At 46.9% G+C, this 12348-nt stretch carries 9 protein-coding genes and 1 other annotated feature; all 9 genes read left to right on the forward strand.

What is annotated here, in order from left to right; all coding sequences use genetic code 11:
- Positions 1 to 69: 69 nt before the first annotated feature.
- The 9 genes from QZ998_RS07800 to ilvD all read left to right on the forward strand — a co-directional run bounded on the left by QZ998_RS07800 (position 70) and on the right by ilvD (position 12318).
- Entirely contained in the window at positions 70 to 699 is a 630-nt protein-coding gene (locus QZ998_RS07800; protein WP_296559476.1) for an ECF transporter S component, read from the forward strand.
- 219 nt (positions 700 to 918) lie between these two features.
- Positions 919 to 2682 carry a bifunctional UDP-sugar hydrolase/5'-nucleotidase gene (locus QZ998_RS07805; RefSeq protein WP_296559477.1) on the forward strand — a complete coding sequence of 588 codons (1764 nt, stop codon included), beginning with the start codon at positions 919 to 921 and terminating at the stop codon, positions 2680 to 2682.
- Between the two features lie 252 nt (positions 2683 to 2934).
- On the forward strand, positions 2935 to 3378 hold the full coding sequence (locus QZ998_RS07810) for a nucleoside deaminase (protein WP_296559478.1): 444 nt from the start codon (positions 2935 to 2937) through the stop codon (positions 3376 to 3378).
- The gene (locus QZ998_RS07815; RefSeq protein ID WP_296559480.1) at positions 3371 to 4507 is read left to right on the forward strand and encodes a DUF362 domain-containing protein; all 1137 of its coding nucleotides are present in this window, start codon (positions 3371 to 3373) and stop codon (positions 4505 to 4507) included. Before QZ998_RS07810 ends, QZ998_RS07815 begins: the two co-directional genes overlap by 8 nt.
- A 157-nt stretch (positions 4508 to 4664) precedes the next feature.
- Positions 4665 to 4940, forward strand: a binding site (T-box leader).
- Positions 4941 to 5064: 124 nt separating this feature from the next.
- The gene (gene ilvC / locus QZ998_RS07820; RefSeq protein WP_296559481.1) at positions 5065 to 6057 is read left to right on the forward strand and encodes a ketol-acid reductoisomerase; all 993 of its coding nucleotides are present in this window, start codon (positions 5065 to 5067) and stop codon (positions 6055 to 6057) included.
- Positions 6058 to 6186: 129 nt separating this feature from the next.
- Positions 6187 to 7740, forward strand: a complete 1554-nt coding sequence (locus QZ998_RS07825) for a 2-isopropylmalate synthase (RefSeq protein WP_296559482.1) — start codon at positions 6187 to 6189, stop codon at positions 7738 to 7740.
- Between the two features lie 15 nt (positions 7741 to 7755).
- The gene (cimA, locus tag QZ998_RS07830; RefSeq protein ID WP_296559483.1) at positions 7756 to 9336 is read left to right on the forward strand and encodes a citramalate synthase; all 1581 of its coding nucleotides are present in this window, start codon (positions 7756 to 7758) and stop codon (positions 9334 to 9336) included.
- Between the two features lie 85 nt (positions 9337 to 9421).
- The gene (gene leuB, locus QZ998_RS07835) at positions 9422 to 10483 is read left to right on the forward strand and encodes a 3-isopropylmalate dehydrogenase (protein ID WP_296559484.1); all 1062 of its coding nucleotides are present in this window, start codon (positions 9422 to 9424) and stop codon (positions 10481 to 10483) included.
- A gap of 170 nt (positions 10484 to 10653) precedes the next feature.
- Entirely contained in the window at positions 10654 to 12318 is a 1665-nt protein-coding gene (ilvD, locus tag QZ998_RS07840) for a dihydroxy-acid dehydratase (RefSeq protein ID WP_296559485.1), read from the forward strand.
- Positions 12319 to 12348 lie beyond the last annotated feature (30 nt).

Consider the following 12348-nt stretch of genomic DNA (forward strand, 5'->3'; position numbering starts at 1 on the left):
AAATAAAAAAGGCGTTAAAATATAGATGCATTGTATCCGGCATGACTGGAACGATAGCGGGAGGTAAAAATGAAAAATCCAAAGACCAACGATTTGGTCAAACTATCCTTTTTTGTGGCGATTATCGTCTTATTGGCAGTTACACCCTTTCTCGGCTATATCCCCTTGGGATTCACCCGAGCCACGATTATTCACATCCCCGTCATTATTGGCAGTATTATCTTAGGACCACTTTATGGTGCCTTTTTGGGATTTGTTTTTGGGCTGACCAGTTTAATCAACAATACCTTTAATCCCACCGTGACATCCTTTGTTTTCACCCCGTTTTATTCGCTGGGAACCTATTCCGGTAATTTCTGGAGTCTGGTGATCTGTTTTGTCCCTAGAATTCTAGTCGGTGTGGTACCTCATTATGTCTATCGGGGAATCAAAAAAGTAAAAAATAATGACGTCTTGGCGCTGGGCTTTGCTGGCGTTGCGGGATCATTGACCAACACCCTGTTGGTCATGAATTTTATCTATCTGTTTTTTGGACAAAGTTATGCTGAAGTTAAAGATGTGGCTGTTTCGACCCTCTACGGAGTGATTCTTTCCGTGATTGCCATTAATGGTATTCCAGAAGCGATTGTCGCGGGGATTCTGACCACCGCTGTCTGCAAGGCGCTACTCCGATATGCCGGTAAGCCGGCGCTGCAATAAACCACGTTTTTAGACTGATAAGTACAAATATCAAATCAAAACAAAGATCAAATTAAAACAAAGATCAAATCAAACAAATATCTAACTGCTTCGGGTAAGTCCTGAAGCAGTTTTTTTTAAAATTATTACTGTTGCAAATTGAATTTATTACTTTGACATCCCGGTAAAAGAATATATAATTAAGACAAAAATCCCAACAAGCTTAAAAAAGGAGTTGTGATGAAAAAAATTAATAAGGTCCTGGCATTGGTGTTGCTATTAGTGATGGTATCTGGATGTTGGGTAACAACAGCCTTGGCAGCAACCGTCAATGATGATCAGACCATTACCCTGAGGATCATCCACACCAATGATATTCATTCCCGTTACAGCTATAGTAGCCAAAACAATACCCTTGGCTTTGCCAAACTAAAAACCATCATCAATCAGAAAAGTCCCGATCTTGTTGTCGATGCTGGCGATATTTTTCATGGACAGTCCTTTGCTACCATTGAAAGCGGTGGCTCGATTGCGCAGTTGATGGCGGCAGTGGGCTATGATGCGATGGCGCCGGGAAATCACGATTTTAATTATGGCAGCGCCCGACTGCTGGAACTGGCTAGCATGGCTAATACCAAAATTCTCGGTAATAACGTGACCTACAGCGACTCGGGGAAGCCCTTCTTTAGCGACGACTATTTAATCAAAGAAATAGCGGTCGCTGGTCAAGTGATTAAAATTGGTGTCTTTGGACTGATCAGCCCGGATATTTATTCGGATACAGCCCCGGCCAATGTGGCCGGCCTGAGCTTTGGTACCCATGAATCGGTGATTAACAGTGCTAAGCAGAAGGTGGCGACACTTAATGCCCAAGGTTGTGATATAATTGTTGCCCTGACCCACATCGGGGATTCCGATAACGGAATCTTAATGCGCAGTGATGCCATTGCCGAGGGGGCACCGGGAATTGATGTGATCGTCGATGGCCACACCCATGATGTCGAAAACCGGGAAGTCAATGGCACCCTGATTGTTCAAACCGGCGCTTATTTTAGTGCGGTCGGTGAGGTTGAAATCACCCTAAATAAGGCAGCTGAACAGCCTGATCCCGAAGAGGCCAGCTATACCATTTTTGATAAAAACGCCAGCCTGACAAGTGTGGCTCAGGCGACCGATGAGATCGTTCCGGCCGATCCGAGCGTGGCGGCTCTAACGGCCGAAATCGAAGCCCGGCAAGACCCGATTAAAAAACAGGTGGTCGGTAACACCCCAGTAAAACTGGGCGGCAGCACTGATAATATCTGGCAGGATGTCCGGCTTGGTGAACTGAACCTGGGCAGAGCTCTGTCTGACAGTTATCGCTTTGTTACCGGGGCTGATATTGCTGCTGAAAATGCCGGGGGCATCCGGGCGCTGATTCCCGCTGGGGAGATTAACAAGGGTCAGGTTATTGACGTGCTGCCCTTTGGTAATTATCTGGTGACCAAGTCAGTTTCTGGTGCTGATCTTAAAAAAATGCTGGAAACCAGTATTGAAATCGGCGTTAATAACCAGATTGCTAACGAAAAAAATGACAACTCCTGGCCCAATAATAGTGGTAGCTATCTGCAATGGAGCGGCATCACCGCCCACTATGATTTAGCCAAACCGATAGGCGAGCGGGTCTTTTTAGCTCAGGTTGCTGGCGTTGATCTGGATCCCACGCGAAGTTACACGATTGCCTGCAATAACTATCTGGCCACCAGTAGCGACTACCCGAGTTTACAAGACGCCGCGATCATCAATGAGTATTCAGCCTGTGATGAAGCCTTTATCTCTTATCTGGAGAATGCCGGCCATGACCGTTTTATGGCGGCCATCAATACCCCTAATGTGAGATCAGGAACCGCACCACAACCGCTGCCAAATCCTCAACCGGGACAAAAGCAGTCGCCCAATAATCCTCGAACTGGTTATCGACAATGGGGCTGGGAATTGATCTTTAGACCAGTCTTTTGCTTCTGATTTTGTGAATTATGGTTTATGAGCTACTATTAGCATAAGATTAACGCTTGCGGGCAGCTACTAGCCGCCCCTACAGGATCATGGATGACGTTTTTGTACAAGTTAAACACCAATGCCTGCGACAGTTAGTCCGGGCGGTTATCAACCGCCCGCAAAGATCGCTGTTTAACAATTGATAGTGGTTACAAGCAACCACCATTACGGAGCAACAGGAGGTATGACCTTATCAAAAGAAATAACAACCGCCAGAAGATGATGGCTTTGGCCATCGAAATGGCCAGGCTGGGCGAATCAAAGGGAGAAGTACCAATTGGTGCCATCATCGTTTGCGATGGTAACATCATTGCCCGGGCCCATAATCAGAAAGAAAGCCTGGCAGACCCCACGGCTCATGCCGAAATCCTGGTAATCCGAGCGGCCGCAAAAAAACTAGGACGCTGGCGGCTGAATGATTGTCAATTGTATGTCACCGCCGAACCCTGTGTCATGTGTATGGGAGCGATAATCCAGGCGCGGATTCCGGTGCTGGTTTACGGTGCCACCGAAAAAAAGTTCGGCGGCGTCGAATCGACAGCCCGGCTGGGGCAACATCCAATGCTCCCCAAACAGATGGAAATTTACGCTGGAATTTGCGAACAAGCATGCGAAGAATTACTAATAGATTTTTTTAAGAAAAGGAGAAACGAAGATGAGTAACAAATCAAAGGTGTATTTTACAACCTTACGGACAACCGGTTCCAATAATATTCTAAAAAAGCTGGAAAAACTGGTCACTGCCGCAGGCATGACCGACATCGATTTTGAAAACAAATTTGCGGCCATTAAGATTCATCTCGGCGAACCGGGGAATCTGGCCTATCTCAGACCAAATTATTCCAAAGTGATTGTCGATATGGTTAAGGAAAAAGGCGGCAAGCCCTTTCTCACCGATTGCAATACCCTTTATGTGGGCCGACGAAAAGATGCCCTGGAGCACCTCGATGCAGCCTACGAAAATGGTTACAACCCCTTTGTCACCGGTTGTCATGTGATTATTGGCGATGGCTTAAAAGGAACCGATGACATTGAAGTGCCACTTACCGGCGGCGAATGTATCACTTCTGCAAAAATTGGCCGGGCTGTTATGGATGCCGATGTTTTTATTTCGATGACCCATTTTAAAGGGCATGAAAATACCGGCTTTGGTGGTGTCCTGAAAAACATCGGGATGGGCTGCGGTTCGCGGCGCGGGAAAATGGAAATGCATTCCAATAGCAAACCCTTTGTTAAAGAAAAGAAGTGCCGCAGTTGTGAAATGTGTGGTAAGATTTGTGCTGTTACGGCTATTGCATATCGGCAAGAGGATGGTAAGGCCAGCATCAACCCCGATATCTGCGTGGGCTGTGGTCGCTGTATTGGGGTCTGTCCCTTTGATGCCATCTCCCCTAAATATGATGAAAGCAATGATATCCTCAATAAAAAAATCGCCGAGTACACCAAGGCTGTGGTCGACGGCCGTCCCCATTTCCATATCAGCTTTGTGATCGATGTGTCACCTAACTGTGACTGTCACGTCGAAAACGATCTGCCGATTATTCAGGATGTCGGAATTTTTGCCTCGATCGATCCGGTGGCGCTGGATATGGCCTGCGCGGATGCCTGCAACAATGCCCGGATTCTGCGGGGCAGCTGTGCCGAGGAACGGATCATCGAAAATGAAGTTCAGGATTTGTCAAAGCTCGATGTGTTCACCCTGGTTCACCCCGATACAAACTGGAAGGTCTGCGTGGATCACGCCGTAAGGCTCGGTTTGGGCAATAAGGAATACGACATTATCGAGGTTTAAGGGCTGTTTTTATAAGGCTTCAAACTAGAAACCGATATCATCATTTCTTTGCTATTTTGTGATTGACAAAGGTGAAATAAATAGATATAATGACTCAAATACTAAAGCAAGTAATAAAAAAATAATTAAGAATAATAATTAAGAACAATCAAATAAAACAACTGCTATGACCAAGAGAAAGATACCAAAGATTGTATTTAAGAGAGTTGGAGGATGGTGTGATTCCAATAATACGATGGTATGTAATACTCACTTGCGAGCTGCCAACCTGAAAATTTACCCAATTAGTAGGGAAGGCCGTGATCCCATCCGGGATGTCAACGTTAAATGACTATGGTTAGGTTCGCCTCGCGTTCAGACCAGAAGAGGAAATAATCGTGAGATTATTTCAAATTTTAGAGTGGTACCGTGGATACTGATATCCGCCTCTGTTTTTATACAGAGGCGGATTTTTTTAGGTATATATAAGGTAAAGAGCGTATATAATGGTCACATCAAGTGAATTTATATAATTAGAAAATTAAATTATTAAAACATTTCAAGGAGGAAATTAAAAAATGGCAAAATTATTTTATGACGCAGATTGTAATCTGGGGTTACTCGATGGAAAAACAGTTGCAATTATTGGATATGGTAGTCAGGGGCATGCCCATGCCCTGAATCTGAAAGAATCAGGTGTCAATGTTATTGTTGGTCTTTATGAAGGCAGCAAATCATGGCCTATCGCAGAAGCAGCGGGACTCAAAGTTATGACCGCCGCCGATGCCACAAAAGCAGCCGATATCGTGATGATTCTGCTTCCCGATGAAAAACAGGCAGCGATCTACAAAGAAAGCATTTTACCAAACCTTGAAGCAGGTAACAGCCTTGTTTTTGCTCATGGTTTTAACATTCACTACGGTCAGATCATTCCCCCAGCTGATGTCAATGTCTTTATGATTGCACCAAAGGGACCAGGACACACCGTCAGAAGCCAATATCAGGAAGGCCGAGGGGTTCCTTGTCTGATTGCTGTATACCAGGATCCATCAGGCAATACCCATGATCTGGGTCTAGCCTATGCTTCCGGAATCGGCGGCGGCCGTGCCGGTATCCTTGAAACGACCTTCAAAGAAGAAACCGAGACTGACCTTTTTGGAGAACAAGCGGTTCTTTGCGGCGGGGTAACAGCGCTGATGAAAGCTGGTTTTGATACCCTGGTTGAAGCCGGATACCAACCAGAAAGCGCATACTTTGAATGTGTCCACGAAATGAAACTGATCATCGATTTAGTCGTTCAGGGTGGACTGGGCTACATGCGTTATTCAATCAGTGACACTGCTGAATATGGCGACTACATCACGGGTAGCAAAATCATCACTGAAGACACCAAAAAAGCGATGAAGGGTGTTCTTAATGATATCCAAGATGGTACCTTTGCCCGCAACTGGATCCTTGAAAACCAGGCGAACCGACCATACTTCAATGCGGTCAGACGGATTGAAACTGAAACTCAGGTTGAAAAAGTTGGCGCTGAATTACGAACCATGATGGCCTGGATTAAAAAATAATTTAGAGATTGATGAACTACCGTACCGAACAATTGTCGGTACTGGGTTATCTGTAGGTCACTAAAAAAGGCAGAAGACCTTCTGCCTTTTTTTAAAACAAAAAAAACAAAATAATTAGGAGGAGATGCAATGAGCAGAATAGTAAAAATATTTGATACCACCTTACGAGATGGGGAACAGTCACCGGGTTGTAGTATGAACCTGAAAGAAAAATTAGAGATGGCCAAACAACTCGAACGCCTGAGAATTGACGTCATTGAAGCCGGATTTGCCATTGCATCTCCTGGTGATTTTGAGTCGGTTCAACTGGTTGCCAATGAGATCAAAAATGCCACCGTCGCCAGCCTTGCCCGCAGTACCGAAAAGGACATCAGTACCGCCTATGAAGCCTTAAAAGGCGCGGTTAACCCGCGCATTCATTACTTTTTAGCAACCTCGGATATTCACATGGAGTACAAGCTGCGGATGTCACCAGAAGCGGTGCTGGAAAAAGCCATTGCAATGGGAAAATTTGCCAGGAATCTTTGCGGCGAGGTCGAATTTTCAGCGGAAGACGCCTCTCGAACCCGGCCAGAATTTTTATACCGGGTGTTGGAAGGGGTTATTAATCAAGGGGTTACCATTGTTAACGTTCCGGACACGGTCGGTTATACCACTCCCGGCGAATATTTTAAGTTTATTGAGGGTATCCGCAACAATGTCCCCAATATTGACAAGGCCACCATTTCGGTTCATGTTCACGATGATTTGGGTTTGGGTGTGGCCAATTCACTGGCTGCGATCCAGGCTGGTGCTGGTCAGGTTGAATGTACCGTTAACGGGATCGGTGAACGGGCGGGAAATGCAGCGCTGGAAGAAATTGTCATGGCACTTAAAACTCGATACGATGTTTACCAGGTGGAAACTAATATTGACACCACCCAAATTTATCGGTCCAGCCGCTTATTATCCAAGTTAACTGGAGTTCGGGTACAGCCCAATAAGGCCATTGTTGGCGAAAATGCCTTCGCCCATGAATCGGGCATCCACCAGCATGGGATGATGGCCAACCGCGAAACCTACGAAATTATGACTCCGGAATCGATCGGTTTAAAAGAAACCAAGATGGTGCTGGGAAAACACTCTGGCAAGCATGCCTTTGTCGATAAACTGATATCGCTGGGTTATAGCTTAAGCGAGGATGAGGTACTGGATTTATTTAATCAGTTCAAGCTTTTGGCTGATAAGAAAAAAATCATTTCCGATAAAGATATTCTGGCGCTGGTTGAACAAAAACAATTGGCAATTCCGGAGGTTTACACCCTGGATCGTTTTGTGATCAGTACCGGGAATACCATTTCCACCGCTGCAACCATCAGACTTAAGAAAAATGGCGATCTGATTGAAGGGGTATCACTGGCTGACGGACCAATCAGTGCCGGCTTTAAAGCGATTAGCGCATTGGTCGACTGCCAGCTGACCCTGATCGATTACGGGGTTACCGCGGTTACTGACGGAACGGATGCCCAAGGTGAAGCCCAGGTAAAAATATCTGACGGCACCAATGTCTACCATGGCCGAGGACTGAGCACCGACATCATCGATGCCAGTTTGAAAGCCTACGTGGACGCTGTGAACCAGATGCTTTATATAAAGGATGGTCAAAGCATAGAAATCCAGGAACAAGTCAATAAAAATTCGTGATAAGGGGGAAGAAAAATGTCAGAAAAAATATTAGTCTTTGATTCAACCCTGAGAGATGGCGCCCAGGCCGAGGGAATTTCCTTCTCAGTTGAAGACAAAATCCGGGTGGTCGAAACCCTCGATAAAATCGGGATTGATTATATTGAAGCTGGTAACCCCGGCTCCAATCCCAAAGATATTGAGTTTTTTAATCGGATTAAGGGCATTCAGTTAAAACATGCCAAGCTGGTCGCCTTTGGTAGCACCCGGCGGGGTGGGATTGCCGTTGAGGATGATGCCAACTTAAAAGCAATTTTGGAAACAGAAACCCCGGGAGTAGCCATCTTTGGTAAAAGTTGGACCTTCCACATCACCGATATTATCAAAACAACCCTGGCCGAAAACCTGAAAATGATCGAAGAAACGATGGCTTACCTTAAAGCCCAGGGCAAAGATGTGACCTTTGATGCCGAGCACTTCTTTGATGGTTATAAGAATGATCCGGCCTATGCCATTGAGGCGCTGCTGGCAGCCCAGCAGGGGGGAGCTGATTGTCTGGCTCTCTGCGATACCAACGGCGGTACTTTGACCCATGAGATTGACCAAATCGTCACCGATGTGAAAAAGAAATTGCGAATTCCGCTGGGGATTCATTGCCATAACGACAGCGGTCTGGCGGTGGCCAATTCACTGATGGCTGTTCACGCCGGGGCTCGTCAGGTTCAGGGCACCTTCCTGGGTTATGGCGAACGCTGTGGAAATGCCAATTTGGCGACCATTATTCCCAATCTACAGTTAAAAATGGGCTTCCGCTGTCTGGCTGATAAGGAGCTTGCCAAGTTGACATCCTCAGCAATTCGAATTGCCGAGATTTCCAACTATGCCCTCACTGGACGGGAACCCTTTGTCGGAAAATCAGCCTTTGCCCATAAGGGGGGCATGCACATTGATGCCGTGATGAAAAACCCGGCCTCCTTTGAACACGTTTCACCGGAGGCAGTCGGAAATGAACGACGAATTTTAATGTCCGAGGTTTCCGGCCGTAGTACCATTATTCAGCTGATGAATGAGGTCGACCCAAGCCTGACCAAGAAATCCGAAGAAACCACCCGGGTGATGGATCGGATTAAAGAGTTGGAATACCAGGGCTATCAGTTTGAAGGTGCCGAAAGCAGTGTCAAACTGCTGATTCGTAAGGAGTTAGGCTTGCACAAGCCCTTCTTTACGCTAGAAGATTTTAAAACCATTGGCGAACAACCCCATACCAGGGATGCCCTAAGTTCTTCAGCCGTGGTTAAAATCAATGTCGGTGGTCAATCAGAAATCAATGCCGCGGAAGGTGATGGCCCGGTCAATGCCCTCGATAAGGCGCTCAGAAAAGCGCTGGAAGTCTTTTATCCCAAGATCAGCGAAGTCCGCCTGACCGACTTTAAGGTCCGCGTCATCGATTCCAAGTCAGCTACCGCTTCCAAGGTTCGGGTGCTGATTGAAAGCTCCGACGGCTTGGATATCTGGACCAACGTCGGGGTTTCCACTGATATCATCGAAGCCAGTCTAATTGCCCTGATCGACTCGATCGAATACAAGTTGTTAAATGACGAGGAACGCGAGCAATAAATAAATTAAATTAGCGTAGGTGCGGTTATCAACCGTCCGCAAACGTCAGCCCATCAAAAATACTGAAACATAACAAGGAGAACTAATGAATTATAAAATAGCCGTAATTCCCGGAGATGGAATTGGCCCTGAAATTGTCGGAGCCAGTATCAAGGTTTTAGATAAGATTGCCGAAAAATTTGACCATGCCTTTAATTATACCGAAGTATTAGCCGGGGGAGCCGCGATTGATGCCTGTGACACCCCGTTACCGCAGGAAACCGTGGATATCTGTCTGGCCAGTGATGCTGTCTTACTGGGTGCCCTGGGCGGACCAAAATGGGATAATCTGCCTGGTGATAAACGTCCGGAAGCCGGTTTGCTGGGTTTAAGAAAAAGCCTCGGTCTTTATGCTAACCTGAGACCAGCGATTCTATATGAAGAATTGAAAGCCGCCTGTCCCTTAAAACCAGAAATCATCGGTGATGGCCTGGATATTATGGTGGTACGGGAGCTGACCGGGGATGTTTATTTCGGCGAAAAAGGCCGCGATGGCGATTTTGCTGCCTGGGATATCATGAAATACACCCGTCCGGAAGTGCTGCGGATTGCTAAAAAAGCCTTTGATATCGCGATGAAGCGCAATAAAAAAGTGACCAATGTCGATAAAGCCAATGTCCTCGAAGTTTCCCGTTTCTGGCGAAGCTGTGTCGAAGAGGTGGCTAAAGATTATCCTGAGGTTGAACTAAACCATTTATATGTCGATAACGCTGCCATGCAACTGGTCATCAACCCCAAACAGTTTGACGTTATCGTTACCGGTAACCTCTTTGGCGATATCTTATCCGATGAAGCCAGTATGATCACCGGTTCGATCGGAATGCTGCCATCAGCCAGTATGGCCGACGGTAAATTTGGGATGTTTGAACCGATCCACGGTTCCGCCCCGGATATTGCCAACCAGAACAAAGCCAACCCGATTGCTACCATTGTATCGGTGGCGATGATGCTGCGCTACTCCCTGGATCTGATTGCCGAAGCCGATGCCATTGAAGCTGCTGTTCAAAAAACCCTGGCTCAAGGCTACCGCACTGGTGACATTTTCTCAGCCGGAATGACTTTGGTCGGCACCCTTGAAATGGGCCAGAAAATTATCGAAAACCTGTAAAATCTGAACAGTCAGCAGATTATCGTTTCGTGGGACGGTATTGCCTGCCCAACAAAAAATACAGAATAGCTAAAATTAAGAACGGCTACCTAATTATAGGTTGGTAGGGGCGGGTATTACCCGCCGCAAACCGAACCGCTGGATAAAAGCCACCAAAGAAAGGATATCAAATGAAAAGTGATCGTGTAAAAAAAGGCGTTGAAACAACTCCCCAGCGTTCTTTATTCAAGGCCATGGGTTATATCGACGAAGAACTGGAGCAGCCCTTAATTGGGGTGGTCAATTCCTTTAATGAAATTATTCCCGGACATATTCATTTAAATACCATTACCAAAGCCGTTAAAGAAGGCGTCCGGATGGCTGGGGGAACCCCGATCGAATTTCCGGCCATTGGGGTTTGTGATGGGATCGCCATGGGTCACGTCGGGATGAAGTATTCCCTGGCTTCCCGGGAACTGATTGCTGATTCGATTGAAATCATGGCCACCGCTCATGCCCTTGATGCGCTGGTTTTGATTCCCAACTGCGATAAGGTTGTCCCCGGTATGCTGATGGCTGCTGCCCGACTCAATATCCCCGCCGTGGTAGTTAGTGGTGGGCCGATGCTCACCGGTAAAGCGGTCGGTCAAAAAGATACCGATTTGAATACCGCCTTTGAAGCGGTCGGCGCTTTCAATGCTGGCAAAATTGATGAACAAGAGCTTAAGTCCTTTGAAGACTCGGTTTGTCCTGGTTGTGGTTCGTGTTCGGGGATGTTCACCGCTAATAGCATGAACTGTCTAACCGAGGTTCTGGGTATGGGTTTGCCTGGCAATGGCACCATTCCGGCGGTTTTTGCCGAACGGGTGCGACTGGCTAAAAAAGCCGGGATTCAGGTGATGGAAATGTGGAAACGGGATATCAAACCCCGCGATATCATGACCGATGCAAACTTTAAAAATGCCCTGGCCTGTGATATGGCACTGGGTTGTTCGACTAATAGTATCCTGCATCTGCCAGCGATTGCCAACGAGGCTGGCGTGATTATCGACTTAAAAGAAGTGAATCAGATTTCAGCAAAGACTCCCCATCTATGTAAGCTGGCACCAGCCGGAAACCACCATCTGGAAGACCTCTACTATGCCGGCGGGATTCAGACACTCATGAAGATTCTCGCAGATGCCAATTTGATTGACACCAGTTTAATGACGGTTACCGGTAAAACCATTGCTGAAAACTTAAACGGGGTTTTTAATAAGAATCCCGAAGTGATCCGACCTCTTGATAATCCCTATAGTCAAACCGGCGGTCTGGCCGTGCTTTTTGGCAACCTGGCTCCAGACGGCGGGGTGGTCAAACAAGGAGCGGTAGCACCGGAGATGTTAAAACATCAAGGTCCGGCGCGGGTGTTTAACTCCGAAGAAGAAGCCACCGCGGCGATTAAGGGCGGCAAAATTGTCGCCGGCGATGTGGTCATCATCCGTTATGAAGGCCCTAAAGGCGGCCCGGGAATGCGGGAAATGCTTTTCCCAACCTCGGCTATTGCAGGCATGGGACTCGATAAAGATGTCGCTTTAATTACCGATGGTCGTTTTTCGGGAGCGACCCGGGGCGCCTGTATCGGCCACGTTTCCCCAGAAGCAGCCGCTGGCGGAACCATCGGCCTGATTGAAGAAGGCGATATCATTGCCATCGATATCGTCAACCGCTCGATTGCTGTAGAAGTAGACGATGCCGTATTGGCAGAGCGAAAAGCTGCCTGGGTGCCGATCGAACCAAAAATTAAGACCGGCTATCTGTCCCGCTACGCCAGACTGGTGACCTCAGCTTCGACTGGCGCTGTCTTTGAAAAATAAAAAAATGGTTCAAGGAGCCGGTACTATCCG

It is taken from the genome of uncultured Acetobacterium sp. (genome assembly GCF_927416815.1).
In the GTDB taxonomy this organism is placed as follows: domain Bacteria; phylum Bacillota; class Clostridia; order Eubacteriales; family Eubacteriaceae; genus Acetobacterium.

What these genes read in the sequence shown, in the direction of transcription:
- QZ998_RS07800 (WP_296559476.1), top strand. Translation starts at nt 70, where the DNA reads ATGAAAAATCCAAAGACCAACGATTTGGTCAAACTATCCTTTTTTGTG.
- QZ998_RS07805 (WP_296559477.1), top strand. Translation starts at nt 919, where the DNA reads ATGAAAAAAATTAATAAGGTCCTGGCATTGGTGTTGCTATTAGTGATG.
- QZ998_RS07810 (WP_296559478.1), top strand. Translation starts at nt 2,935, where the DNA reads ATGATGGCTTTGGCCATCGAAATGGCCAGGCTGGGCGAATCAAAGGGA.
- QZ998_RS07815 (WP_296559480.1), top strand. Translation starts at nt 3,371, where the DNA reads ATGAGTAACAAATCAAAGGTGTATTTTACAACCTTACGGACAACCGGT.
- ilvC (WP_296559481.1), top strand. Translation starts at nt 5,065, where the DNA reads ATGGCAAAATTATTTTATGACGCAGATTGTAATCTGGGGTTACTCGAT.
- QZ998_RS07825 (WP_296559482.1), top strand. Translation starts at nt 6,187, where the DNA reads ATGAGCAGAATAGTAAAAATATTTGATACCACCTTACGAGATGGGGAA.
- cimA (WP_296559483.1), top strand. Translation starts at nt 7,756, where the DNA reads ATGTCAGAAAAAATATTAGTCTTTGATTCAACCCTGAGAGATGGCGCC.
- leuB (WP_296559484.1), top strand. Translation starts at nt 9,422, where the DNA reads ATGAATTATAAAATAGCCGTAATTCCCGGAGATGGAATTGGCCCTGAA.
- ilvD (WP_296559485.1), top strand. Translation starts at nt 10,654, where the DNA reads ATGAAAAGTGATCGTGTAAAAAAAGGCGTTGAAACAACTCCCCAGCGT.